General features: G+C 63.9%; 20 protein-coding genes and 3 tRNA genes. 18 read left to right on the top strand and 5 right to left on the bottom strand.

From position 1 onward, the window contains the following. Positions 1 to 2,369 precede the first annotated feature (2,369 nt). The 6 genes from mnmG to AC3WMR_RS20910 are packed head-to-tail and all read left to right on the top strand — an operon-like array spanning position 2,370 to position 8,562. Complete coding sequence (gene mnmG / locus AC3WMR_RS20935) at positions 2,370 to 4,289, top strand: tRNA uridine-5-carboxymethylaminomethyl(34) synthesis enzyme MnmG (protein ID WP_492264780.1); 1,920 nt, start codon at positions 2,370 to 2,372, stop codon at positions 4,287 to 4,289. After that, positions 4,286 to 4,975 (top strand): 16S rRNA (guanine(527)-N(7))-methyltransferase RsmG, encoded by a 690-nt coding sequence (gene rsmG / locus AC3WMR_RS20930; protein ID WP_492264779.1) that lies wholly within the window; start codon positions 4,286 to 4,288, stop codon positions 4,973 to 4,975. Before mnmG ends, rsmG begins: the two co-directional genes overlap by 4 nt. Then, entirely contained in the window at positions 4,972 to 5,772 is an 801-nt protein-coding gene (locus AC3WMR_RS20925) for a ParA family protein (RefSeq protein ID WP_025140378.1), read from the top strand. The genes rsmG and AC3WMR_RS20925 overlap by 4 nt, the downstream gene beginning before the upstream one ends. A 10-nt stretch (positions 5,773 to 5,782) precedes the next feature. Then, entirely contained in the window at positions 5,783 to 6,604 is an 822-nt protein-coding gene (locus tag AC3WMR_RS20920) for a GNAT family N-acetyltransferase (protein ID WP_492264778.1), read from the top strand. A gap of 43 nt (positions 6,605 to 6,647) precedes the next feature. Beyond that, positions 6,648 to 7,565: a ParB/RepB/Spo0J family partition protein gene (locus tag AC3WMR_RS20915; protein WP_025140376.1), complete on the top strand. Its 918-nt coding sequence runs from the start codon at positions 6,648 to 6,650 to the stop codon at positions 7,563 to 7,565. Beyond that, positions 7,558 to 8,562: an asparaginase gene (locus AC3WMR_RS20910; RefSeq protein WP_492264777.1), complete on the top strand. Its 1,005-nt coding sequence runs from the start codon at positions 7,558 to 7,560 to the stop codon at positions 8,560 to 8,562. Before AC3WMR_RS20915 ends, AC3WMR_RS20910 begins: the two co-directional genes overlap by 8 nt. Here the strand turns inward: AC3WMR_RS20910 and AC3WMR_RS20905 are convergent. Then, positions 8,556 to 9,449, bottom strand: a complete 894-nt coding sequence (locus AC3WMR_RS20905) for a LysR substrate-binding domain-containing protein (RefSeq protein ID WP_492264776.1) — start codon at positions 9,447 to 9,449, stop codon at positions 8,556 to 8,558. The two genes, AC3WMR_RS20910 and AC3WMR_RS20905, sit on opposite strands and share 7 nt — an antisense overlap. A 121-nt stretch (positions 9,450 to 9,570) precedes the next feature. Here AC3WMR_RS20905 and AC3WMR_RS20900 point away from each other — a divergent pair, with 121 nt between their 5' ends. The 4 genes from AC3WMR_RS20900 (at position 9,571) to AC3WMR_RS20885 (ending at position 14,122) form a co-directional block, all read left to right on the top strand. Further along, the gene (locus tag AC3WMR_RS20900) at positions 9,571 to 10,158 is read left to right on the top strand and encodes a cysteine dioxygenase family protein (RefSeq protein WP_175217034.1); all 588 of its coding nucleotides are present in this window, start codon (positions 9,571 to 9,573) and stop codon (positions 10,156 to 10,158) included. 2 nt (positions 10,159 to 10,160) lie between these two features. Then, positions 10,161 to 11,336 (top strand): cystathionine beta-lyase, encoded by a 1,176-nt coding sequence (gene metC, locus AC3WMR_RS20895; RefSeq protein WP_492264775.1) that lies wholly within the window; start codon positions 10,161 to 10,163, stop codon positions 11,334 to 11,336. A gap of 41 nt (positions 11,337 to 11,377) precedes the next feature. Beyond that, a complete protein-coding gene (locus tag AC3WMR_RS20890) occupies positions 11,378 to 12,973 on the top strand; it encodes a rhodanese-like domain-containing protein (protein ID WP_492264774.1) in 1,596 nt (531 codons plus the stop codon). Positions 12,974 to 13,120: 147 nt separating this feature from the next. Further along, positions 13,121 to 14,122 carry a Bug family tripartite tricarboxylate transporter substrate binding protein gene (locus AC3WMR_RS20885; RefSeq protein WP_492264773.1) on the top strand — a complete coding sequence of 334 codons (1,002 nt, stop codon included), beginning with the start codon at positions 13,121 to 13,123 and terminating at the stop codon, positions 14,120 to 14,122. A gap of 7 nt (positions 14,123 to 14,129) precedes the next feature. Here AC3WMR_RS20885 and AC3WMR_RS20880 read toward each other — a convergent pair whose 3' ends face one another. Genes AC3WMR_RS20880 through AC3WMR_RS20865 form a run of 4 tightly spaced genes read right to left on the bottom strand, consistent with a single transcriptional unit; the run spans position 14,130 to position 18,694 of the window. Continuing rightward, the gene (locus AC3WMR_RS20880) at positions 14,130 to 14,891 is read right to left on the bottom strand and encodes a DeoR/GlpR family DNA-binding transcription regulator (RefSeq protein ID WP_492264772.1); all 762 of its coding nucleotides are present in this window, start codon (positions 14,889 to 14,891) and stop codon (positions 14,130 to 14,132) included. A 17-nt stretch (positions 14,892 to 14,908) separates the two neighbouring features. Further along, on the bottom strand, positions 14,909 to 16,576 hold the full coding sequence (locus AC3WMR_RS20875; protein WP_492264978.1) for an ABC transporter permease subunit: 1,668 nt from the start codon (positions 16,574 to 16,576) through the stop codon (positions 14,909 to 14,911). A 52-nt stretch (positions 16,577 to 16,628) separates the two neighbouring features. Beyond that, the gene (locus AC3WMR_RS20870) at positions 16,629 to 17,636 is read right to left on the bottom strand and encodes an ABC transporter ATP-binding protein (protein WP_492264771.1); all 1,008 of its coding nucleotides are present in this window, start codon (positions 17,634 to 17,636) and stop codon (positions 16,629 to 16,631) included. A gap of 47 nt (positions 17,637 to 17,683) precedes the next feature. Next, positions 17,684 to 18,694: an ABC transporter substrate-binding protein gene (locus AC3WMR_RS20865; protein ID WP_492264770.1), complete on the bottom strand. Its 1,011-nt coding sequence runs from the start codon at positions 18,692 to 18,694 to the stop codon at positions 17,684 to 17,686. Positions 18,695 to 18,880: 186 nt separating this feature from the next. Here AC3WMR_RS20865 and hisN point away from each other — a divergent pair, with 186 nt between their 5' ends. From hisN to AC3WMR_RS20825, 8 genes are all read left to right on the top strand, one after another. After that, on the top strand, positions 18,881 to 19,687 hold the full coding sequence (hisN, locus tag AC3WMR_RS20860; RefSeq protein WP_492264769.1) for a histidinol-phosphatase: 807 nt from the start codon (positions 18,881 to 18,883) through the stop codon (positions 19,685 to 19,687). A 64-nt stretch (positions 19,688 to 19,751) separates the two neighbouring features. After that, positions 19,752 to 21,137, top strand: coding sequence for a glutamine synthetase family protein (locus tag AC3WMR_RS20855; protein WP_492264768.1), 1,386 nt, complete (start codon positions 19,752 to 19,754; stop codon positions 21,135 to 21,137). 51 nt (positions 21,138 to 21,188) lie between these two features. Beyond that, entirely contained in the window at positions 21,189 to 22,580 is a 1,392-nt protein-coding gene (locus tag AC3WMR_RS20850) for an aldehyde dehydrogenase family protein (RefSeq protein ID WP_492264767.1), read from the top strand. A gap of 22 nt (positions 22,581 to 22,602) precedes the next feature. Next, on the top strand, positions 22,603 to 23,766 hold the full coding sequence (locus AC3WMR_RS20845; RefSeq protein ID WP_492264766.1) for an iron-containing alcohol dehydrogenase: 1,164 nt from the start codon (positions 22,603 to 22,605) through the stop codon (positions 23,764 to 23,766). Between the two features lie 115 nt (positions 23,767 to 23,881). Further along, positions 23,882 to 23,968, top strand: a tRNA-Tyr gene (locus tag AC3WMR_RS20840). A gap of 145 nt (positions 23,969 to 24,113) precedes the next feature. After that, positions 24,114 to 24,187, top strand: a tRNA-Gly gene (locus AC3WMR_RS20835). Between the two features lie 10 nt (positions 24,188 to 24,197). Next, a tRNA-Thr gene (locus tag AC3WMR_RS20830) sits at positions 24,198 to 24,272 on the top strand. 57 nt (positions 24,273 to 24,329) lie between these two features. Next, positions 24,330 to 24,715 (top strand): GTP-binding protein (locus tag AC3WMR_RS20825; RefSeq protein WP_492264765.1); only part of this gene is annotated, 386 nt, incomplete at its 3' end.

The raw sequence follows: 24,715 nt of genomic DNA, 5'->3' as shown, positions 1-24,715 counted from the left end.
CCTAGGGAAACCATGTGGTTACGCGGCTTTTGTTGATTGTTTTTCTGCGCGGACCGCTATTTTTTTACGCCGGCGGGCCGAGGCAATGACGGCGTTTTGGGTCGCCTCGGCGGCGGTTGTTCACAAAGATATCCCCATCCCGGTTATGCACAGAATTAGGCCTTCGGCGGCCAAATGATGGGTGCTCAACCTGTGGATAGAAATGGGGATAGCAGTCCTCGCGTGACCACGGCCGGGGGAATCTGGTGTTTTGAGTGGGTCGTGGCCGGCGCCTATGATCGGGCTGCTGTGGATTTCACGTGAAAGGAAAATTCGCGTCGAATTTCCTTCCGTCGACTTTTCCACAGGTGGCTGGCATGCCGCCTCAGCCAAATGGATGATGGCGTTGCCCGTGAGGGGAGGGCAAGATATTTGTTGCATCAAGCGTCCCGGCAACTTGTGCACAGCGCAGCGCTTGATCGCAGATCTGGATAAGGTTGGGGATAAGTAGGGCGCGTGTGCGGCAGTCGGATCCAGACGGAGCGGCGATTGGACTTCGGCAGGGATGTGAAGTTCCCGAGTGGGTGTGACCCGCATCGAACACGTTTGGCACGCGGTCTGGTTGGGGCACATGCGCATTGTGGGCAGGCGCATCGAAGATTTTAAGAAAGCCAATGGGTTCGATAGCGCTGACTTATCCACAATTTTTTCCACCGTTTTTCATAGGCTGATTAGTGCGTCGCCATATCCTCCCGTACGGACGGTGAAGCGGGTCGGACGCATAGCAGCGCACGGGCTCTGAAGACAATTTCCCTGGGAAGGGATTGCCGTTTTGTGCGTTTTGCCAAATCTGGGTATTTGAATTGCCGTCGGTACTTCGTGGCTGATGACGGGGCAATCTCTTCTGTCGAACCGGAGCCTCTTCCCAAGTTATCCCCAAAGTTGTTCCACGTGAAACCGGCCGATCGCGGCCCGAGCGGACTGTGGATTGATATGTTGATAAATCATGGTTGCCCTGGATGCTGGGCGCGGGATGAAGTTACTGCTGGGGTGCTGCCTTGGTTTGCGGTTGCACTGGAGGTTGGGTCGGATCTCACCAGCACGTAGTCGTGCCGAATTGCGGGGACGCATAAGCGATTGAGCCGGTCCGGCGGACCCTGGTTACCGACTGCCCGCAGTGTTCGAAATTCTTGCCTTGCTATTTTTCATTCGGATGACGGGAGATGGTCAGCCGGCCTGGTGCCGGGCGTAATCTTCCGTGAGGATCGTGAATTTTCCGCTCACCAGGATAGGGAGCTCGGGCACGGCCTCGGTCTATGTTTCACGTGAAACCCGAAAATCCACCATGTTTTTGGGTAAGGGGTAGGGTAGGGCCCAGAAAATCGTTTCTTTTTTCATTCAGATGCGATCGGGATGGGCATGTGAATGTCTTGTTAGTTGGGTGTGTTGTTGTGACCACATCCTGCGATCGGAGCTGTTTTGCATGTTCCCCGGCAGTTGGGCGCAACGATATTGGTTCCTACGGTCGGTTGGATTTGATATGTTCCACGTGAAACGTCAGCTCTGCTATACGCATAAGGTCTATGAAGCTGGATGGTCTGCAGTAGTTTGCGCGTGTTTCACGTGGAACATTTTCAATAGACTGATGCACTGTAGGGATCGGTCGAACCCGCGCTCAGACGTAGTAGCGTGCAGTGGGATTGCACTTTCGATGTTGAATATTAGAACCTCCGTGCGATGTTTCACGTGAAACATCGGCAGTCGTTCCTCGCTGTGACCTGATCAATTAGGTTGGCGTCGCATTCGACCATGCCTTGTTGGTGGTTTTCTGTCCGTGGGCAGTGAGCTATGATTCACGTGAAACATGCAACGATAAGCCTCATCCAGCCCTCTGGACGGCATATGGAGCGGTCATTCTTACCCTCCCATCCTGCGCGGGGGATATCAATACCAAGGCTACAGGCCGATGTTTCACGTGAAACATACTGCCCGAACATGGCGAAGAGCCTCAACCTTGGCGGGGCGTTATCGCTTATGTTGGGGCCGGACCGGCACGCGGGCCATGTGACCGGTCATAGATGGCATGTGAGAGGAGGGTGATCTTCCGTGTTCCACATGAAGCCGGCTCGGACCGACCTCTGCTGGCGGACGCATGGTTCACGTGGAACATGCGCGGGTAAGAGCAGGGCGCCGATGTGTTTCACGTGAAACATCCACCCAACAGAGGCAATTGCCGACATATTTGACTGCTCAGACCCGACGCCGCGTTGCCATTTGCAGACGAACAGGGGAAGACCGCATGGCCCATTGCTGCACCGAACCATGTTTCACGTGAAACATGCCCCCCCTGCCTCTATAATGAGCATCGAACGCTCTCTTACCTCCCCATCATGGATTATCCCCGCGAATTCGATGTCATCGTCGTTGGTGGCGGCCACGCCGGCACCGAGGCGGCGCTGGCTGCAGCACGCGCTGGCGCCCAGACGCTGCTGCTGACCCACAACATCGAAACCCTAGGTCAGATGTCTTGCAATCCCTCCATTGGGGGGATCGGCAAAGGCCATCTTGTCAAAGAAGTCGACGCCCTTGGCGGTGCCATGGCACTGGCAACGGACGAGGCGGGGATTCAGTTCCGCATCCTCAACGGCTCGAAGGGGCCGGCCGTACGCGCAACCCGCGCCCAGGCAGACCGGGTGCTGTACCGCCAGGCCATCCGTGGCCGTCTGGAAAACCAGCCCAACCTGTGGCTATTCCAGCAAGCGGTCGAGGATCTGATGGTCGAAGGCGACCGTGTGGTCGGTGCCGTTACCCAGGTTGGGCTGAAGTTCCGAGCCAAGACCGTGGTGCTGACCGCCGGCACGTTCCTCAACGGCCTGATTCACGTGGGCTTGCAAAACTACTCGGGTGGCCGTGCGGGCGATCCCCCCGCCATTTCGCTGGGCCAGCGCCTGAAAGAACTGCAGCTGCCCCAAGGCCGCTTGAAGACCGGCACTCCGCCGCGCATCGACGGTCGCAGCATCAACTACAGCATTCTTGAAGAACAGCCGGGCGATCTCGATCCGATTCCCGTCTTTTCGTACATGGGCAATGTGGCGATGCACCCCCGGCAGTTGCCGTGCTGGATCACGCACACCAACGCGCGTACCCACGACATCATCCGCGGTGGCCTGGATCGCTCGCCGATGTATAGCGGCGTGATCGAAGGGGTGGGGCCGCGTTACTGCCCGTCCATCGAAGACAAGATCCACCGTTTTGCCGACAAGGAATCCCACCAGGTCTTCCTCGAGCCCGAAGGGCTGGACACGCACGAGGTCTACCCCAACGGCGTATCGACCAGCCTGCCGTTCGACGTGCAGCTGGACCTGATCCATTCCTTGCCTGGCCTGGAAAACGCACACATCCTGCGCCCGGGCTACGCGATCGAATACGACTACTTCGATCCACGTGGATTGAAGAGCACGCTCGAAACCAAGGCCATCTCCGGGCTGTTCTTCGCCGGCCAGATCAACGGCACCACCGGCTACGAAGAAGCTGCGGCCCAGGGCCTGCTGGCTGGCGTGAACGCCGCGTTGCAATCGTTGGGCCGCGATCCTTGGACGCCGCGCCGGGACGAAGCCTATCTGGGCGTGTTGGTCGACGACCTGGTGACGCGCGGCGTGACCGAGCCGTACCGCATGTTCACGTCGCGCGCCGAATACCGTCTGAGCCTGCGTGAAGACAACGCCGATCTGCGCCTGACCGAAATCGGCCGTCGGCTCGGAATCGTCGATGACGCCCGCTGGGAAGCCTTCAACCGCAAGCGCGATGCCGTCGCCACGGAAGTCGAACGTTTGAAGTCGTCGTGGGTGAACCCGCGGCTGCTGCCGCTGGAAGTGGCCGAGCCGTTGCTGGGCAAGGCAATTGAACGTGAGTACTCACTAGCTGATCTGCTGAAACGCCCGAATGTTTCCTATGAAGCGTTGATGGCCGCCCGCAATGTCGACGGCACGCTCCTGGCCGGCCCGGGTGTCGTGGCCGACGAGGTGCTGGCCGAGCAGGTCGAGATCCAGGTGAAGTACGCCGGTTACATCGCCCGCCAGCAAGACGAAGTGCAAAAGCAGATTGCCCACGAACAACAGCCCATCCCGGCGGACGTCGATTACGACGCCGTGACCAGCCTGTCGTTCGAAGTGCGCCAGAAATTGAAGACGCATCGGCCCGAGACCATCGGCCAGGCCGCCCGTATTTCGGGCGTGACGCCGGCGGCGATCTCGCTGCTGCTCATCCACCTGAAGCGCCTGCATTACGGCTCGCGCAAGCAAGCCGCATGAGCGCCCATCCCAATTCGGCCGGCGCAGACATGGCCGGCCGTCTCTCCCTTGCCTTCGAGCAACTGGGGCTGCAGGCCGATGCCGGCGCAGCGCCCAAGCTGCTCGACTACCTGGCGCAGATGCAGCGCTGGAATCGAACCTATAACCTGACCGCCATCCGCGATCCGCAACAGATGCTGGTGCAGCACCTGTTCGACAGCCTGGCCGCGGTGGGCCCGTTCAGCGAGGCGCTGGGCCAGCCCGGTACGCCGGCCAAGGTCTACGACGTCGGATCCGGTGGCGGCTTGCCTGGCGTCGTCCTGGCCGTCATGCGGCCAGAATGGTCCGTGACCTGCGTCGACGCCGTCGAAAAGAAAACCGCATTCGTCCGGCAGATGAGTGGCGCGCTGGCCTTGCCCAACCTGCAGGCCCGCCACGCACGCATCGAAACGCTGGACCCCGCCGACTGCAACATTGTGACGTCACGCGCCTTCGCATCCTTGGATGATTTTGCGATGCTCGCGGGCAGGCACGTCAGCAAGGGTGGTACCCTCGTCGCGATGAAGGGCAAGGTCCCCGATGATGAGATCGTAGCGCTGCACGCGCGCGGGGATTGGCAAGTCGACCATATTCAGCAACTCCGGGTGCCGGAGCTGCAAGCAGAACGCTGCCTGATCTGGATGCGCCGCAGTCAAGGAACCCTATGAAGAACTTACCCCCCAGCTCGTCCGCCCGTGTTTTCTGCATCGCCAACCAAAAAGGCGGTGTGGGCAAGACGACGACCGCCATCAACCTGGCGGCCGGCCTGGCGACGCACAAGCAACGCGTGCTGCTGGTGGACCTGGACCCTCAAGGCAACGCCACGATGGGCAGCGGCATCGACAAGAATTCGCTCGAGTCGAACCTGTACCAGGTGCTGATCGGTGAATCCACGATCGAGCAGGCACGTGTGCGCTCGGAATCGGGCGGCTACGACGTGTTGCCCGCCAACCGTGAATTGTCCGGCGCAGAGATCGACCTGGTGCAGATGGACGAACGCGAGCGCCAGCTCAAGGCCGCCATCGACACCGTGGCCAGCCAATACGATTTCGTCCTGATCGACTGCCCGCCCACCTTGTCGCTGCTGACGCTGAACGGCCTGGCAGCCGCGCACGGCGTCATCATTCCGATGCAGTGCGAGTACTTCGCGCTGGAAGGCTTGTCCGACCTGGTCAACACGATCAAGCGCGTACACCGCAACATCAACGACGACCTGCGCGTCATCGGTTTGTTGCGTGTCATGTTTGACCCGCGCATGACGCTGCAACAGCAAGTGTCCGCGCAGCTCGAAGCGCACTTCGGCGACAAGGTCTTCAAGACCGTCGTGCCGCGCAACGTGCGCCTGGCCGAGGCCCCCAGCTATGGCATGCCCGGCGTGGTCTACGACCGCGCCTCGCGTGGCGCACAGGCCTACATCGCCTTCGGCGCCGAAATGATCGAGCGCGTTCGCGACCTGAACAAATAAGCCGTACAGCATGTCCGCCGCACCGCGCCATTCTTCGACCCACGCCTTGCCCCACACGCCGCCCGCCGACGTGCGCGATGCGCTGCGCGTGCGGCTCGAAGAGGCGGCGCTCAACGCAACGGCGGTACGCGCGCAAGTGCTGTACGACGGTTGGCTGGTGCGTTTTTCGGCGTCATCGGCCAAACGGGTACGCAGCATCAATGTGCTGGGGTTATCCACACGTCCGCTGGACGAGCGGCTGGCGTATTGTTCAACGTTGTATGCGCGCCATGGCTTGCCCATGGTGCTGCGCATCACCTCCATCGGTCCCGATTTCGCCCTGGACGCCGACCTGGAGTCCCGTGGTTACATCCTCACTGGCGAGACCCGAGTCATGAGCATGCCGCTCGCCCCCAGGCCTGGTGCCCGGGGCGATCTGCTTTTCAAGACAGTGGACGCTGCCCGATTCGCGGCGGCGGTCGGACGCATGCGCGATTCCCGTCCGGAACACATCGCCGAGCACCAAGCGCGCCTGGAAGGACTGGCTGTGGATATCTTGCCGGTGCTGGCCACAGACAGCGAGGGCCATTGCGTGGCTGCTGGCATGGCCGTGCGCGATGGTGATGTCGTGGGGTTGTTCGATGTGGTGACGGATCCAGGGCAACGGCGCAAAGGGCACGCCGCGACGCTGGTCGAGCATTTGTTGGCTCGCGGTGCCGAGGGTGGCGCTACTACGGCTTATCTGCAGGTCGAGCCGGAAAACACCGCGGCGCGCGCCTTGTACGGCCGCTACGGTTTCAAAGACTGTTACGCGTATTGGTACCGCCTGCCCGCCGAGCAGGCGGACGCCTGAGCCTGGCTCGGGATACAAAAACAGAAGGAAAGAGGATTTAACTATGGCCACCAAGAAACCCAAGGGTTTGGGTCGCGGACTTGACGCCTTGCTGGGCGCCGACGCGCCTGCGATCGACAATATCGGCAAGGCTGCGGCCAAGCCCGAGGGTCTGCCGTCCACCTTGCCTGTTTCGAAGATGCGGGCCGGCAAGTATCAGCCGCGCACCCGCATGGACGAGGGCGCGCTGGGCGAGCTGGCCGAATCGATACGCACACAAGGAATCATGCAACCCATTCTTGTGCGCGCGCTGGGCGATGCGCCCGGCCACTATGAGATCATCGCGGGAGAGCGTCGTTTCCGCGCGGCCCAGTTGGCGGGGCTGAAAGAAGTGCCGGTGCTGGTGCGCGAAGTCGCCGACGAAAATGCGGCCGTCATGGCGCTGATCGAAAACATCCAGCGCGAAGACCTGAACCCGCTGGAAGAAGCGCATGGCGTGCGCCGCCTGCTCGATGAATTCGGCTTGACGCACGAGCAGGCCGCCCAGGCCATCGGCCGCTCGCGTTCGGCCACCAGCAATCTGCTGCGCCTCTTGAACCTGGCCGCTGCCGTGCAGACCATGCTGTTGGCCGGCGACGTCGACATGGGCCATGCTCGCGCGCTGCTGGCCGTGGATGCCGCCACGCAGATCCAGCTGGCCAACCAGATCATCGCGCGTCGCCTGTCGGTTCGCGAAGCAGAAAAGCTGGTCGCCAAGACCGCCAAGGAAGCCGAGACCGCGGCGTCGCCCAAGAAAAAGACCAACGGGGCGTCGCGCGACCTGACGCGCCTGGAAGAGGCCTTGTCCGACCATCTGGGCACCCGTGTGGCGCTGAAGGTCGGCGCCAAGGAAAAGGGCCAGATCGTGATCGACTTCCACGGCTGGGAACACCTGAATTCGCTGCTCGAGCGTCAAGGCTTGTCCGGAGTGGTCGATGCCTGATCAGGCTTTGCCGGTCATCGCCGTACTGGCCACCGGCGGCACCATTGCCGGCGCCCAGGCCGACGCCACCGCGGCCGGCTACAAAGCCGGCTCGTTCTCGGTAGGCGACCTGCTCGCGGCCGTGCCGCAGTTGGCGGGCCTGGCGGACATCCGCGCCGAGCAGGTGGCCAACGTGGGCAGCCAGAACATGACGCACGACGTCTGGCGCGCGTTGGCGCAGCGCGTGGATGCGCTGTGCGCCGATGCATCGGTGGCCGGCATCGTCATCACCCATGGCACGGATACGCTTGAAGAAACGGCGTACTTTCTCAGCCTGGTGATCCAGCACGACAAACCGGTGGTGCTGGTGGGCGCGATGCGTCCCGCTACCGCGTTGGGCGCCGAAGGCCCCGCGAACCTGTACAACGCGGTGGCGCTGGCGCGGCACCCTGACGCGCGTGGCCGCGGCCCGCTGGTCGTCATGAACGAAGACGTGCACTACGCACGCGAGATCCAGAAGATCGCCTGCGCGGGCATCAGCGCCTTCGCCTCGCCCAATCGCGGACGCGCAGGAGTCATGCACGGTGGCGTGCCGTGCTTTTATTCGCGCAACACCACCACGCATACGGCACAAAGCGAGTTTTCACTCGCATTGTTGGAAAAGGCCGGTTGGCCGCGTGTGGACATCATTTATGCGCACGCCAATCTGCAAGCCGACGTCATTGCATTCGTTGCTGGCAAGGCCGACGGCATTGTGCTGGCCGGCGTGGGCGATGGCAATGCCACCGACCTGGCCGTCGAGGCCTTGACCCGTGCGGCTGCCGATGGCGTGGCGGTGGCGCGGTCCAGCCGCACCGGCAGTGGCCTGGTGGCGCGCGATGTCGAACTGGACGACGCGGCGCTTGGCTTTGCCGCCGCCCGCGACCTGAATCCGCAGAAAGCACGCATCCTGCTGATGCTGGCGCTGTGCATCACCCGCGATCCTGCCGCCGTGCAGGGTTACTTCGATCGCTATTGAAGGCTTGCGGGGTTGGGTGCGGCGTCTGCATGCCGCGCCAACCCCAGGCTGGCCTTGAGCATGTCGTAGACCTGACGCGTCAGCGGATTGATCAGGTCACGCCTTATCCACAGGAAGTACGTCACGTCCGGCAAGGGCGGCAGGCCTTCCTTTTCGCCCAACACCCGCATTTCCGGCCCCAACAGCTCCACGCTGCGCGCCGTTACGCCCAGCCCTGCGCGTAGCGCCGCCTTGATGCCCACCAGATTCGGCGCGACATAGTTGGTGTGCCAGCGGACCTGCGCCTGTTCCAGCGCAGTCAGCGCCAGGCGGCGGAAGATGCTGGGTTCGTCGGCCAGCACCAGCGGTACGGGCGCATTCACATCGTGCACATAGTCGGCCGACGCCAGCCAGACAGTCGGGGAGGTGCGCAGCGCCACCCCTTCGAAATCCTGATCAAAGCGCGTCGAAATGGTCAGGTCAAGTTCACCGGCCCGCAGCGCGTCCATCAGGAAAGGGCTGCGATCGGCACGGATCTCGAGTTTCACGCGGGGCGCCGAGCGCGCAATGTGCGTCAGCAGCGTGGGCAGGATGGTGTCCGCGACGTCCAGCGGCGCGCCCAATCGCAAATCGCCTTCCAGCGGCCCGTCCTGCAGTGCGCGCAGCGCCTCGTCGTTGATGGCCAGCATGTGGCGTGCGTATTCGACCAACCGCCGCCCATGGGTGGACAAGGCCTTGTTGCGCCCTTGCTTTTCGAATAGCGGCAGGCCGATGGTGGCCTCCAGGCGCTGCATTTGCTGCGTGACGGCCGATTGCGTCTTGTGCAGCCGGTTGGCCGCTTCGGAAAACGTGTCGTAGCGCGCGATCGCGGTCAGCGTCCGCAGCAGGTCCAGATCCAGATTACGCATGTCGCTTGAAATCTAAAGTATTAGCAATGCTTATGGAATATTAAGGCAATTTAAATTGTTGCGCCCCGCCCGTGGCGATACAGTGACTCAAATAACTCATGAAACAAGAGGGAAAGTCACTGTGGGCAATGCGCATCCTCACCAGCAGGGCATCGACAGCACCGTTGGAAATATTAAAAATACTTTAGGAAATAAGGGCCTGAACCGCGACAGCCTGAAGGCCGTGCTGGACGACCTGATCCAGCTGGCCGGCCACACCGACTGGTGGGCGCAGGACCGCTACCCGGCGCCAGAAGAAGGCGAGCGTCAGGCGCGCTACCTGATCAGCGAAGACGCCGACAAGCAATACGCGCTGTACTTGAACGTGATGCGGCCGGGCAAGCAGATCGTGCCGCACAACCACACCACCTGGGCCTGTATCGCGGCCGTGGAGGGGGTGGAATACAACTACGTCTACGACCGCACCGACGACGGGTCGGTGCCGGGCGTGGGGCATCTGGAAAAGACCGGCACCGTCGTGGTCGGCCCCGGCGCCGGCATCGCACTGATGCCCGACGACATCCACGCCGTCGAGATCCAGGGCGACAGCGTCATTCGTCACCTGCACATGTACGGCCGCGCGCTGGAAACGCTGACCGAGCGACTGGCCTTCGATCTGGCCGCCGGCACCTGCAAAGTCATGCCTATCGGCGTGCAGACCCGTCGCTGATCATGGACAAGCCCTATCGGTCCGCGACGCGGCTGCTGCGCGCCGGGCGCCCGCATGGCGGCTGGGTCAACACCCCGGTCACGCGTGCCAGCACCTATGTGTTCGACAGCGTCGCGGCCTGGCGCGACACGCGAACGCGCCGCGAGCAGGAACGCCTGCCGTCCTACGGCGCGCGCGGCACCGATAGTACGCACGCACTGGAAGACGCGCTGGTCGAACTGGAACAGGGCTTTCGCGCCAAGCTGTTTCCCACGGGGCAGGCAGCCATCGCCACGGTGCTGCTGGCCTATCTGCGCGCCGGCGACCACGTGCTGGTGACTGACGCCGTTTACGAGCCGGTGCGCCGCTTTTGCGCCGAACATCTGTCGCGCCTGGGTATCGAGTTCTCGTATTACCCGCCGGATGGCAACGGCCTGGCCCAGTTGGTGCGTCCGAACACCCGCATGATCTACGCCGAATCGCCGGGTTCGCTCACCTATGAAATGCCGGACCTGCGCCGCCTGGCCGAGCTGGCACGGCAACACGATTGCTGGCTGGCTGTGGATAACACCTGGGCTTCGGGATTGCTGTGCCAGCCGCTGTCTCTGGGCGCCGATATCTCGATTCTTGCCGCCACGAAATACCTGGGTGGCCACGCCGACGTGATGATGGGCGCGGTGGTGACCAACCCGCGCGCCTGGCGGCCGTTGGACCGCGCAGGCATCGACTTCGGCCAGACCGTCGGCGCCGACGATGCCTTCCTGGTGCTGCGTGGCATGCGTTCCCTGCCGCTACGCCTGGCCCAGCATGCCCGTAGCGCGATGCGCGTGGCCGAGTGGCTGCAGGGCAGGGCAGAGGTCGCGCGCGTGCTGTGCCCGGCGCTGCCTGGCGATCCTTCGCATGCCGTCTGGCAGCGTGAATGTTCCGGCACCAACGGCCTGTTGACACTGGAGTTCGTGGCGCCCATTACCGATGCCGACATGGAGCGCGCCATCGATGCGCTGCGACTGTTTGGCATCGGCGCTTCGTGGGGCGGCTTCGAAAGCCTGGTGATTCCGGTGCAACTGGGCAATGCGCGATCGCTGCCGACGCCGCAGAAGCCCGGTCCGATGTTGCGCCTGCATATCGGGTTGGAAGATCCGGAAGACCTGATCGCCGACCTCGAACACGCGTTGACCCAGCTGCGGCCTCAGCGCTGATATCCGCCTTTCCCCCATTTCCGATTCCCGAGAATTCACTGATGCATTCCCATTCCGCCCTGAACACGGCCGACGTCGATTCCCACACGCTCAAGGACTGGCTGCACGACGGTAGCGAGATCGCGCTGCTGGACGTGCGCGAACATGGTCAATACGGCGAGTCTCACTTGTTCTATGCCGCGCCGGTCCCTTACAGCCGACTTGAAGTCGACATCGCGCGGCTGGCGCCGCGTCGCGGTGTGCGCGTGGTGGTCTATGACGAGGGCGGCACGGACGACACGGCGGCTCGTGCGGCGCACGCATTGCGCGGGTTGGGTTATCCACAGGTGTATCGCTTGGCAGGCGGCATTGCCCAATGGCTGCGCGACGGCTATGCGGCATTCGCCGGCGTCAACGTGCCCAGCAAAACCTTTGGCGAACTGGCTGAAGAAGTTTTCCACACTCCCCGCATCGGCGCACGTGAACTGGCCGAACGCCAGCGCCGCGGCGATGACCTGATCGTGCTGGATGGCAGGCCCTTTGCCGAATACCAGAAGATGAGCATTCCGGGCGGCATCTGCTGCCCCAATGGTGAACTGGCCTTGCGTGCACACACCCTGGCCAAGGACCCGGCCACCACCATCGTGGTCAACTGCGCAGGGCGCACGCGCAGCATCATCGGTGCACAGACGTTGATCAATCTTGGCGTGCCCAACCCTGTCTACGCGCTGGAAAACGGCACTCAAGGTTGGTATCTGGAAGACTTCAAGCTCGACCATGGCGCGCAGCGCCGCTACGCTGATAGCGTGGCGCCCGAAGACCTGCCGGCGCTTGTGCAACGTTCAGCCAATCTGGCCGAGCGCCATGCCGTGCCGCGCGTCAATGCAAGTCAGGTACAGCACTGGCTGAATGACGCGAACCGCAGCACCTTCCTGTGCGATGTCCGCAGCGCCGAAGAATTCGCGCAAGGGTCCTTGCCCGGCGCACAGCACACGCCGGGCGGCCAGCTGATCCAGGCCACCGACCAATACCTGGCTGTGCGAGGCGCGCGAATCGTGGTGTTCGATGCCGAAGGCGTGCGTGCGCCGGTCGTGGCCAGCTGGCTGCGCCAGATGGGCTGGGACGCAAGCGTGTTGCAAGAGGGCGTGGCTGCCGTGTTGAATGTCACCGCGGCTTCGGTCGATGCGCCGGCCGTGTCGGTGCTCGACGATACCGCGCTGGCCGCTGCATCGGCCCAGGGGGCGCAGCTGGTCGATATCCGCGCCAGCATGCGTTATCGCGCGCAACATATCGCGGCGGCGCAATGGTCGATCCGCCCGCGCTTTGCCGATCTGGTACTGGATCCCGCGCAACCTGTGGTGCTGCTGGCCGACGAACTGGCCGTAGCCGCCTGGGCGGCGGCGGATCTGCGGGCGCTGGGTGTGCGCGACGTCAAGGTCAATCTCGGTTCGCCAGCCGGCTGGTCGGCCGCGGGCCTGGCGCTGCAAGCCACGCCTGACGAGCCCGCCGACCGCGATTGCATCGACTACCTGTTTTTCGTGCACGACCGCCACGACGGCAACAAGGCCGCGGCGCGTCAGTACCTCGCCTGGGAAACCAACCTGGTCAAGCAGATCGACGAGCGCGAACGCGCCGCGTACCGCTTCCCGGCGTCGTAGCCCTCGCGCTGCGCAAGCGGCCGCACGACATGCTTTATCCGATCAGCACGCCCCGGCGCCCAGCCGCCGGGGCGCGGACGGTTCATGGCGAACCGAAATGCAACGGACAGCCGAGTATCCGGCTGCCGACAACAAGGGGAAGTACCGATGACAAAGCAACACGTGCTGCAAGCCTGCAGAACCGCGGCGGCCCTGGCCTGCCTGGCTTGGGGGGCCAACGCCCACGCCCAGGCGCTCGCGCCGCTGGCCGACTATCCCAAACAGGCGATCACGGTCGTATCGCCGTTTCCGCCCGGGGGCGGCAACGACGGCGTGGCGCGCCTGATCGCGCAGGAGCTCGGCGCGATCACGGGGCAAAGCGTGGTGGTGGAAAACCGATCCGGCGCCGGTGGCAACGTGGGCACCTCCCAGGTCTCGCGCGCCAAGCCTGACGGCTACACGCTGGTGATGTCGCAGACCAGCGTCATGGCCGTCAACCCGCGTCTGTACAAGAACGTGGGCTTCGATCCGGTCAAGGACTTCGTGCCCATCTCGCAGATCACGTCCGCGCCGCTGGTGCTCGTGTCGCGCAGTGAAAGCGCTTACAAGTCGTTGGGCGACTACCTGGACGCTGCACGCAAACAGCCCGGCGTCATCACTTACGCAACGCCTGGCAACGGCACCATGAGCCACCTGATGGGCGCGCTGCTGTCGCAAAAGGCTGGCGTGAAACTGGTGCACGTGCCATACCGCGGCGCTGCGCCCGCCATCACCGACCTGATGGGCGGCACCGTGGACATGCTGATCACTTCGCCCGCATCGGCCGAACCCATGGTGGCTGCCGGCAAGCTGCGCATCCTGGCGCTCAGCCACGACAATGGCATCGGCATCTTCAAGACCGCGCCCACGCTCAAGCAATCGGGCATGGACGGCATCACCGCCGATGACTGGTATGGTCTGTTCGCACCCGCCGGCACGCCGCCCGACCGCATCGCCTATCTGGCCAAGGCCGTGGCCCAGGCCATGAAGTCGCCCAATGTGATCGCCAAGATCCAGGCGGGCGGCAGCCAACCCGTGGGCAGCGCGCCCGATGCTTTCCAGAAACGCTTGCAGCAGGACACGGTGTACTGGGCAGACATGGTGAAGGTGGCGGGTGTGTCGGTGGATTGACGCGGGGCTAGACGGCTAACGTCTTGCCCACCGCCGCTTTCAGCGGCGCGAAGGCCGGCATCTTTTCAGCATTGGTGTTGGTGACCAGGTGATCGATGCGGCCCACCTCGCAATACGACACGCGGCTGCACAGACCGATCTTGCTGAAGTCGGCCAGCAGCACGCGTTGCTTGGCGTTGGCGGCCATGGCGCGGGCCACTTCGGCCTCGCGCAGGTCGTAGCTGGTGGCGCCGCATTCCGCATCCACGCCCACCGGCGAGAGCAGCGCCAGGTCGGCGCGGTAGCGGTGGATTTCGGCGATGGTGATGTCGCCGGCGGTGGCGCACACCGGGCCGCTCACCGCTCCGCCGAGCATGATCAGTTCGTTGGCGCCGTTGCCGGCCGCGCCGACTTTCAGCGCCACGTCGAACGAATTGGTGATGATGGTCAGTCCGGTCAGCTTGGCCAGTTCGTCGGCCAGCACGCTGGTGGTGCTGCCCGCGTCAAGAAACAACGTCTGTCCGCTGCTGACCAGGCCTGCTGCGGCGCGCGCGATGGCACGTTTGTATTTGACGCGCGTATGGACGCGTTCGGTGATGGGCGGCTCGCTGTGCACCGGCACGGCGCCGCCGTGCACGCGGCGCAGCTCGCCCATCGCTTCCAGCTCCAGCAGGTCGCGCCTGACTGTCTCCCGTGATACCCCCAGTTCGCCGACGATACGATCGGTCGATACCTGCTGCAGGGAAGACAGCAGGGCGCGGATTCTTTGATACCGCTCTTCTTGCCACATATCGGATGCTTCCTAATCTATTTGCGGCGCCGTGCCGCCAGCGCGATCAACGCGCGCATCGCCAGCAGGGAACCGCCCACGACCAGCATGATAAGCGTCGAATAGGCCGCCGCCTGCGAGACGAACCCCGCTTCGTCCAGCCGCAAGACAGAAACCGGCGCCACGCTGACCGAGGGCGTCACCAGGAAAATCACCGCGGACAGCGTCACCATGGACCGCATGAACAGGAAAAAGAACACGCCCAGCACCGTGGGGGCGATCTGCGGCAGCACCGCATCGCGCAGTATCTGCCAGGTGCCGCCGCCCAGGCAGCTGACCGCTTCCTCCAAGGCCTGTGGCACTGCGCGCATGCCCGTCATCATCGTCAGGAAACCCTGCGTGTGATAGTGGTAGAAATTGCATAGCGCGATCAAGGCGGCGCTGCCGTACAGCGCATAGAGCGGCGTGGCTGGCGAGTTGAAGGCGAAGATATAGGACAGGCCCAGCACCAGACCAGGCACGCCCACCGGCAGCACCGACACCAGGTACACCACCTTGGCCCAGGCCCGCGGAATGCGGCACACTCCGAAGGTCAGGAAGAACAGCAGCAGCACGCCGCCGGACGCGGCGGCCAACGACAGGTACAGCGACGTCCACAGCGGCGCGTAGCCACCGCTGACGGTGATGTCGTAGTGCTTCAGCGTCCATTCCATGCGGTAGGGCCACAGGCGCATGAAGCTGGCGAACACCACGGTGGCCACCGTGGCGACGATCGCGCTGGCACACAGCAGCACGCCGGCCGTGAAGGCGCGATCGCGACCGCGCGCCGGCTGCGGCGTCACGCGCAGGCCGCTGGGCGAGGCGGCGCCGAACTGGCGCTGCGACGCCACGCGTTCGATCTGCACCGAGATCAACGACGGTAGCAGCAGCAGGATGCCCACCACCGATCCCATGCCGAAGTTCATCTGGCCCGACACCTGACTGTAGATCTCGGTGGCCAGCACCTTGTAGTTGCCGCCGATCACCGCAGCGTTACCGAAGTCGGTGATGGTGATGACGAAGACCACAAAGGCGGCGCTCAACAATCCGAACTTGCAGTTGGGCAACGTGATGTCGAAGAACTGCCGCGTGCTGGATGCGCCCATCACTTCGGCCGCATCGTAGTAGCGCGCATCGGTGTTGCGCAGCGCCGCCTGCAGGATCAGCACCGCCTGGGGCAGGGCGTAGAACACATTGGAAATCAACAGGCCCCAGAAGCCATAGATATCGAATTCCCAGCCGGTCCAGCGGTGCACCAGGCCGTTGCGGCCCAGGATGAAGATCAGACCCAGGCCTTGTACCAGCGATGGCGCCAGCAGCGGCAGCACCAATGCCAACTTGACGTAGGCCTTGCCGCGCATGCGGCTGCGGTCCAGCCCGTAGGCGATGGCAAAGCCCAGCAGCAGGCTGACGACGGTAGTGGCCGTGCTCATGGTCAGGCTGTTGGCGGTGGCGGTCAGGATGCCGCGGGTCGCGAACACCTCGGCATAGTTGCCCAGGCCGATCCCGCCGTCCTTTTCTACCAGGCTGCGCCAGGCCACCGTTGCCAGCGGAAACAGGAAGAACAGCGCCAGGCCCGCCATCGGTATGCCGACGCAGGTCCAAAGCAGCACCCGGTCCAGCGACCAGGGCACGCGGGCGGCGGGGGCTGATGCGGTCGCGCTCATGCGGGCCGTGCTCACGCGGTGACTCCCGGCCGCCCTGTCGCGGCTGCCGGCGTCATACGCGGACCCAGGCGCATTGTCCCGGCTCCATGTCCAGGCGTACCGGCGCGCCCTGCGACAGTCCGGCTGCGCCCTGTTGCTCCACCAGCAGTTCGCGGCCTTGCCAGTCCACCCGCAAACGCGTCAGGTTGCCCATGAAGGTCATCCCGCGTACGCGTCCGGGGCCTTGGTCGTCGGCGGCGATGCGCAGGCTCTCGGGGCGCAGGCAGGCCTCGAAACGGTCGCTGGCGCCTTCGGGCCGCGTGGCCAGCAGCGCTGGCATGGCCTGGCGTACCCAATCGGTGGGCAGCAGATTGCTCAGCCCCACGAAATTGGCCACGAACCGCGTCTGGGGGCGCAGATACAGGTCGGACGGCGATCCGACTTGCTCCACGCACCCGTCATTCATGCAGACGATCTTGTCGGCCAGCGTCAGGGCTTCCTCCTGGTCGTGGGTCACCATGATGGTGGGAATACGGAGCCGGCGCTGCACTTCGTGAATTTCCGCGCGCATGTCCGTGCGCACGCGGGCATCCAGCGCCGACAGCGGTTCGTCGAGCAGGATCAGGGCGGGGTCCACCGCCAACGCCCGGGCCAGCGCCACGCGCTGCTGCTGGCCGCCGGAAAGCTGGTGCGGATAGCGCTGCGCATAATCGGGCAGCTTGATCAGCGCCAGCAGTTCCGTCACGCGTGCGGCGATACGGTCGCGGCTTTCGCCGCGTATGCGCAGGCCGTAGCCGACGTTCTCGGCCACGGTCATGTTGGGAAAAAGCGAATACGACTGGAACACGATGCCGAAGCCGCGCTTGCGCGCCGGCAGCGCCGACAGATCGTGCCCCCCCAGCATGATGCTGCCCGCATCGAACGGCAGCAGTCCTGCCACGATGCGCAGCAGCGTCGTCTTGCCGCAGCCGCTGGGGCCCAGCAAGCAGACGAATTCGTGTTCGCCGACAGACAGGTCGATGCCTTCCAGCGCAACCGCGCCATCGAAGGTCTTGCGTATCCCGCGCAGTTCCAGGTACATGGCTGCTCCAGCTGGGCGCTGCGGCCGGCGGCGCCGGCCGCATGCCGTCAGCGTTTGATGGTGTCTTGCCAGGTCTTGACGGTGGCGTCGCGCTCGGCGGCCGATTTCTGGAAGTCCACGGGGTACAGCACCGCGGTCAGGTCCTTGGGCAGGCCGGCGGCCTCGGCGGCCTTGTTCGGCGCCGCGCCGGGAATGGTCACCAGTTCCTTGTACTTGCTGTACAGCCCGCCGGCCTGCGCCGACAGCGTCCAGTCCAGGAAGCGCTTGGCGTCCGTCGGGTTCTTGGCGGTCTTCATCAGGCCGGACGCTTCCAGCTCGTAGCCCACCCATTTCGACGGAATCACCATCTTGACCGGGAAGCCTTCCTCGATGGATTGCATGGCAGGGAAGGCGAACGACACGCCGATCGCATATTCCCCGGCACGCGCCATCTTGCACGGGCGCGAGCCGGATGGCGTGTACTGCGCCACGTTCTTGTCCAAGTCCTTCAGGTACGCCCAGCCCTTCTCGGCGCCCAGTCCTTGCAGCAGCGCCACGATCTGCAGGTAGCCCGTGCCGGAGGCCGCGGGACTGGGGATGACGATTTCACCCTTGTAGACCGGTTTGGCCAGGTCTTCCCACGATGTGGGCATGGGCAGGTTCTTCGACTTCAGCCGATCGGTATTCACACAGAACGCGGCTACATAGCCCGTCGCGGCGAACCACTTGTTGTCGGCGGCCTTGTACTGGGCGGGCAGGGCGTCGATGCCTTTCGCGGCATAGGGTTCCAGCAGCTTCTGCAGCCGCGGGTCCAGCATGTTGCTGACGGCAAAGCCCCAGATCACATCCTGCTGGGGGTTGCCCGCTTCGGCGATCAGGCGCGCGCCCAGGTCGCCGGTGGACAGGCGCAGCACGTTCACCTTCACGTCCGGCATGGCGGCGTTGGCGGCCTTCAGGTAGGCAGCGATCTCGTCTTCTTCGAGGGCGGAATAGACGGTGATGGCGCCCGCATGGGCGGCCTGTGCACAACTTAGGGAAATTACTGCAACCACAAGGCTAAGCTTCTTCTTACATTGCATGATGGAACTCCGGAAAGGAATACACGGCAACGGCGGTGAGCTACGGTTTGCGGACAGCGGCCTGCTGTAAGACGTTTGGGTTGCGTTTTTAGGTATATTTGCAAATTTGTGGCAACGTGTCTAGACTGGAAAAACCTTAATTCGCATGGGTTTTTTTGGCGCCGCACCACGCCTGGGAGCTCGTCAATGCAAACTTCGCCGCCGCTTACCGCGCAGCAACTGGCCGCTTTTTCCTCGTTCGCCCAATCGCTGGCGGACCAGGTCCGGCCCTTGTCGCGCCAGTGGTTCCGCCACCCGCTGTCGGTGGATACCAAAGCGGATGAAAGTCCCGTCACCCAGGCCGACCGCGAGGTCGAAGCCGCATTGCGCGCGGCCATCGCCAGCCAGTACCCCGACCACGGCATCTTCGGCGAGGAATTCGGCGCCAGCCATGCCGAAGCCGAACTGGTGTGGTCCCTTGACCCCATCGACGGCACGCGCGCCTTCATCTCGGGCAACCCGTTGTGGGGCACCCTGCTTGCACTGCTGCACCGCGGCCACCCCGTTTTGGGTCTGATCGATATCCCGATGCTGGATGAGCGTTGGCTCGGCGCCGCGGAGTCCCCCGCGCGCTTGAACGGCGAAGTCTGCCGCGCCAGCGGCTGCACCGAGCTGGGACAGGCGATTCTCTACGCCACCTCGCCCGACATCTTCGAAGGCGCCGATCTGGCCGCGTTTGATACGCTGACCCAGTCGGTGCGCATGCGCCGCTACGGCGGCGATTGCTACAGCTATGGCCTGCTGGCCAGCGGCCACGTCGACCTGGTGGTCGAGGCCGGCCTGCAGCCTTATGACTATCTGGCGCTGATGCCCGTCATCGAAGGGGCGGGCGGCGTCATTACCGATTGGTCGGGGCAGCCGTTAGGCCTCGCGTCGCAGGGCCGCGTGATTGCGGCCGCCACACCGCAACTGCATCGCGAGGCGATGCGAGTGCTGGGGGCGGCCAAGACCTGAAACGCCACGCCCCGCGACCCCGCAAGTCAACGCAACGCTTCAGCCACGGACAAGGTGAACAAGCATGCATGCACTAGGGGTAGCAACGGTGGAAGACGCAGAGCGGCTGGTGCAAGCCAGCACGCTCTCGCATATCAAGGTCGGCCTGTCTGACGTCGATGGCGTCATGCTGGGCAAGTACATCCGGCGCGACAAATTCCTGTCCGCGCTGCGCGGCGGGCTGGCGTTCTGCGACGTCGTGTTTGGCTGGGATCTGGACGACCAGCTCTACGACAACACCAAATACACCGGCTGGCACACGGCGTATCCGGACGCCAAGCTGCGCATCGTTCCGTCCACCGGCCGCCGGCTGCCGCTGGAACAAGGACCGGGCGGCGAAGACATGCTGCTGTTCCTGGCTGAGTTCGAAGGCCCTGCGGCCCAGATCTGCCCGCGTCGCCTGCTTCACCGCACGCTCGACCGCGCGGCCGACATGGGCTTTGAGGTCTACGCCGCGCTCGAATACGAGTTCTTCATGTTCCGCGAAACGCCGCATTCGGTGCGCGCCAAGCACTATCGCGACATGGAGAACTGGACGCCCGGCAACTTCGGCTATTCCATGCTGCGCAGCACGGTGCAGGGCGATTTCTATCGCAAGCTGCTGGACATGTGCGAACGCATGGACATGCCCATCGAAGGCCTGCATACGGAGACCGGTCCGGGCGTGCTCGAAGCCGCCATCGCGGTCGACCAGGCCGCGGCTGCCGGCGACAAGGCTTTTCTCTTCAAGACCTTCACCAAGGCGCTGGCGCAGCAGAACGGCCTGATGGCCACCTTCATGGCCAAGTGGTCGCATGACCATCCCGGCCAGAGCGGCCACATCCATCTTTCGCTACGCGAGCGCAAGAGCGGCCGCTCGGCCTTCTACGATGAATCGCAGCCCCACGGCATGAGCGCGACGCAGACTGCGTTCATGGCCGGCGTGCAGCGCTACCTGCCGGAATTCATGGCGCTGTACGCGCAGACCATCAACAGCTACTCACGGTTGGTGCCGGGCTACTGGGCGCCGCTGGACGCCACCTGGGGCATGGAAAACCGCACTACCGCGTTGCGGCTCATTCCGGGCAGCGATAAGTCGCAGCGCGTCGAAGTGCGCATCGGCTCGGCCGATGCCAATCCCTACCTGGCGCTGTCCGCGGCTTTGGCATCGGGCCTGTACGGCATCGAGCAGGGCCTCAAGCCCGAGCCCATGGTGCAGGGCAACGCCTATACCCAGCAGTTTCCCGCGCACCTGCGTTTGCCCACCACCTTGTGGGAAGCGGCCCAGCGCTTGCGTGAATCCGAAGCGGCGTGTCACCTGTTCGGCGATGCCTTCGTCGAGCATTACGCCGCCACGCGTGAATGGGAAGAGCGCCAGTTCCGGCGCCATGTCACCGATTGGGAATTGGCGCGGTACTTCGAAATCATCTGACCACGAAGACGCGCACCACACTTATCCACAGCTTGTACGCATAGGGCCGCCATGACGCAGGAACTTATCACCATCAGTCCCATCGACGGCCGCGAAGTCGTGCGTCGTCCCTACGCCAGTGAAGCGCAGATCGCGCAGGCGCTGGCCGACGCGCAGGCCGCGCAAGCGCCATGGCATTCGTTGGGCATCGAACAACGCGCACGCATTCTGTCAGAGGCCGTCACGCGTTTCGTCGCGGCAAAGGCCGAAGCGGCGCGCGCAATCACGATCCAGATGGGACGGCCGCTGCGCTATACGCCTGGCGAGGTCGACGGCTTCGAGGCACGCGCGCGCCACATGATCAGCATCGCCGCCGCCGCGCTGGCACCGATACGCGTGCCCGAGCTGACGGGCTTCACGCGCTTCATCAGCCGCGAACCGATCGGCGTGGCGTTGACGATCGCGCCGTGGAACTACCCGCTGCTCACGGCCGTCAACAGCATCGTGCCGGCATTGATGGCGGGCAACACCGTCATCCTCAAGCACTCCGACCAGACACCGTTATGCGCCGAACTGATCGGCCGCGCGTTCAGCGAGGCGGGCGTGCCGCCGGGCGTGTTCCAGTACCTGCATGCCAACCACGACATCGCGCAGCGGTTGATTCGTGCCCCGGAGATCGGCTATGTGTCGTTCACCGGCTCGGTGCGTGGGGGGCGCAGCGTGGAACAGGCTGCCGCCGGCCGCTTCATCGGTGTAGGCCTGGAACTGGGCGGCAACGATCCGGCCTATGTGCGGACGGACGCCAAGCTCGACCACGCCGTCGAAACCCTGGTGGATGGCGCGTTCTTCAATTCGGGCCAGTCCTGCTGCGGCATCCAGCGCATCTATGTGGCGCGCTCCCGCTACCAGGAATTCGTCGACCGCGCGGCGAGCCTGACCAACGACTACGTGCTCGGTGATCCGCTGCGCGCCGAAACGACCTTGGGTCCCGTGGTGCGCACGCGCGCAGCCGACGAGGTGCGGGAAGTGATCGACGAAGCCCTGTCGCGCGGCGCCCGCAACCTGGTCGACGCCAGCCGCTTCGAGGCCGCCCGTGCCGGCACGCCTTACGTGGCGCCCGCGCTGCTCACGCAGGTCGACCACCACATGCGCATCATGAACGACGAGTGCTTCGGGCCCGTGGTCGGCGTGATGCCGGTGGACAGCGACGAAGAGGCCGTCGCGTTGATGAACGACAGTCCCTACGGCCTGACCGCGGCCGTGTTCACGCAGGACGAAGACGCCGCATTGCATCTGGGCCGCCAGGTGCGCACCGGCACGTTCTTCATGAATCGCTGCGACTACCTGGACCCCGCGCTGGCATGGACGGGCGTCAAGCACACCGGCCGCGGCGTATCGCTGTCGCAGGTCGGCTACGAACAACTCACCCAAGCCAAATCCTTTCATCTGCGCAGCGTGGCCTGAGGCCGCGCGACCAGGAGCCGACATGACTGTCCCCAGCGTCAACTGGAACTATCCCACCGCCATCAAGGCGGGCCCCGGCCGTATCAAGGAACTGCCGCACTGGTGCCGCGAACTCGGCATGGCAAGGCCCTTGCTGGTCACCGACCCGGGCCTGGCGGCATTGCCCATGATTGGCGAGGCCGTACGCGCGTGCCGGCAGGCGGGCTTGGAATGCGGCCTGTTCCACGAAGTGAAGGGCAATCCGACCGGGCGCAATGTCGACGACGGTGTGGCGCGTTATCGCGAAGGCCGCCATGATGGCGTGATCGCGTTCGGCGGCGGTTCGGCACTGGATGCAGCCAAGGCCATTGCGCTGATGGCGGGGCAGAACCGTCCGCTCTGGGACTTCGAAGACGTGGGCGACAACTACCTGCGCGTCAATGTCGCCGGCATGGCGCCGGTGGTGGCGGTGCCGACAACGGCGGGCACCGGTTCGGAAGTGGGCCGTGCGTCAGTCATCACTGATGAAGCCGCGCACGTCAAACGCATCATCTTTCACGCGCGCATGCTGCCCGCCATCGTCATCCTCGATCCGGAGCTCACGACGGGCCTGCCGCCGAAGATCACCGCGGCCACCGGCATGGACGCGCTGTCGCACAACCTCGAAGCCTACTGTTCGCCGTTTTTCCATCCCATGGCCGCCGGCATCGCGCTGGAAGGCATGCGCATCATCAAGGAATACCTGCCGCAAGCGGTCGCCGACGGTACGGATCTGCAGGCGCGCCAGCAGATGCTGGTGGCTTCCAGCATGGGCGCCACCGCGTTCCAGCGCGGCCTGGGCGCGATGCATGCGCTGGCGCATCCGCTGGGTGCGTTGTACGACGCGCACCACGGCATGCTCAATGCCATCCTCATGCCCTATGTGCTCAAGGCCAACCAGCATGCTGTCGCGCCGAGGCTGCAGGCGCTGGCCCGCTACCTGGCGCTGCCGGACGACAACCCGGGCGCGGTGCTGGACTGGGTGCTGGCCTTGCGCGAAACCGTGGGCATTCCCCATACCCTGGCCGACATCGGCATCAACGACTCGGAAGCCGATCGGGTAGGGCGCATGGCCAGCGAGGATCCGTCGGGCGGAACCAACCCCGTGACCTACACGCCAGAGCAGTACGCTGAACTTTTCCGTGCAGCCGTTCGCGGAATCTTGTAAGCTTCGCCCCCTCTGCGCGGAAACGCGGCGGAGGTAGAACAAAAGATTTGAATATTTTTCATCCCAGGCGTTTGACAGCGGTTTTGAAAGTGTTCATAATCTCAAGTTCTCCGCTGGAGGGGTGCCCGAGTGGTTAAAGGGGGCAGACTGTAAATCTGTTGGCCTTGCGCCTACGTTGGTTCGAATCCAACCTCCTCCACCAGAGACCCATACCTGAATCCAGGCGATGTTTGCCTGGATTTTAAAATGTAGGCCTAGGGAACTGGGCGGCCTTCGCAACGAAGGTTGGAAAGTTCCCCGGGCCTTGATTTTGAAAGTTTGGGATAGAGATGGTGAAAGGGTAGCCCGCGGGTGTAGCTCAATGGTAGAGCAGAAGCCTTCCAAGCTTACGACGAGGGTTCGATTCCCTTCACCCGCTCCAAGATTTACATGCCCATGTGGCTCAGTGGTAGAGCACTCCCTTGGTAAGGGAGAGGTCGCGCGTTCGATCCGCGCCATGGGCACCACTAATTTCCAAAGTTCTTTTCTTCAGTCAGAAGCGCAATCCAGGTCAGGAGTCAGCCATGGCAAAAGGCAAGTTTGAACGTACCAAGCCGCACGTGAACGTGGGTACGATTGGTCACGTTGACCACGGCAAAACGACGTTGACGGCGGCGATCACGACCGTTCTGTCGAGCAAGTTTGGCGGCGAAGCCAAGGGCTACGACCAGATCGATGCGGCTCCTGAAGAAAAGGCTCGCGGTATCACGATCAACACGGCACACGTCGAGTACGAAACGGAAGCGCGTCACTACGCGCACGTTGACTGCCCGGGCCACGCCGACTACGTCAAGAACATGATCACGGGCGCTGCCCAGATGGACGGCGCGATTCTGGTCGTGTCGGCCGCTGACGGTCCGATGCCGCAAACGCGTGAACACATCCTGCTGAGCCGCCAGGTTGGCGTGCC

This window comes from Achromobacter sp. FW305-C-28 (assembly GCF_058783235.1).
Note: the sequence above shows the minus strand (reverse complement) of the source record. Positions and strands in the feature narration are given on the sequence as shown.

Bases quoted from the DNA above. Each gene is read 5' to 3' on its own strand.
- mnmG (WP_492264780.1), top strand. From the start codon at position 2,370: ATGGATTATCCCCGCGAATTCGATGTCATCGTCGTTGGTGGCGGCCAC.
- rsmG (WP_492264779.1), top strand. From the start codon at position 4,286: ATGAGCGCCCATCCCAATTCGGCCGGCGCAGACATGGCCGGCCGTCTC.
- AC3WMR_RS20925 (WP_025140378.1), top strand. From the start codon at position 4,972: ATGAAGAACTTACCCCCCAGCTCGTCCGCCCGTGTTTTCTGCATCGCC.
- AC3WMR_RS20920 (WP_492264778.1), top strand. From the start codon at position 5,783: ATGTCCGCCGCACCGCGCCATTCTTCGACCCACGCCTTGCCCCACACG.
- AC3WMR_RS20915 (WP_025140376.1), top strand. From the start codon at position 6,648: ATGGCCACCAAGAAACCCAAGGGTTTGGGTCGCGGACTTGACGCCTTG.
- AC3WMR_RS20910 (WP_492264777.1), top strand. From the start codon at position 7,558: ATGCCTGATCAGGCTTTGCCGGTCATCGCCGTACTGGCCACCGGCGGC.
- AC3WMR_RS20905 (WP_492264776.1), bottom strand. From the start codon at position 9,449: ATGCGTAATCTGGATCTGGACCTGCTGCGGACGCTGACCGCGATCGCG.
- metC (WP_492264775.1), top strand. From the start codon at position 10,161: ATGGACAAGCCCTATCGGTCCGCGACGCGGCTGCTGCGCGCCGGGCGC.
- AC3WMR_RS20890 (WP_492264774.1), top strand. From the start codon at position 11,378: ATGCATTCCCATTCCGCCCTGAACACGGCCGACGTCGATTCCCACACG.
- AC3WMR_RS20885 (WP_492264773.1), top strand. From the start codon at position 13,121: ATGACAAAGCAACACGTGCTGCAAGCCTGCAGAACCGCGGCGGCCCTG.
- AC3WMR_RS20880 (WP_492264772.1), bottom strand. From the start codon at position 14,891: ATGTGGCAAGAAGAGCGGTATCAAAGAATCCGCGCCCTGCTGTCTTCC.
- AC3WMR_RS20875 (WP_492264978.1), bottom strand. From the start codon at position 16,576: ATGAGCGCGACCGCATCAGCCCCCGCCGCCCGCGTGCCCTGGTCGCTG.
- AC3WMR_RS20870 (WP_492264771.1), bottom strand. From the start codon at position 17,636: ATGTACCTGGAACTGCGCGGGATACGCAAGACCTTCGATGGCGCGGTT.
- AC3WMR_RS20865 (WP_492264770.1), bottom strand. From the start codon at position 18,694: ATGCAATGTAAGAAGAAGCTTAGCCTTGTGGTTGCAGTAATTTCCCTA.
- hisN (WP_492264769.1), top strand. From the start codon at position 18,881: ATGCAAACTTCGCCGCCGCTTACCGCGCAGCAACTGGCCGCTTTTTCC.
- AC3WMR_RS20855 (WP_492264768.1), top strand. From the start codon at position 19,752: ATGCATGCACTAGGGGTAGCAACGGTGGAAGACGCAGAGCGGCTGGTG.
- AC3WMR_RS20850 (WP_492264767.1), top strand. From the start codon at position 21,189: ATGACGCAGGAACTTATCACCATCAGTCCCATCGACGGCCGCGAAGTC.
- AC3WMR_RS20845 (WP_492264766.1), top strand. From the start codon at position 22,603: ATGACTGTCCCCAGCGTCAACTGGAACTATCCCACCGCCATCAAGGCG.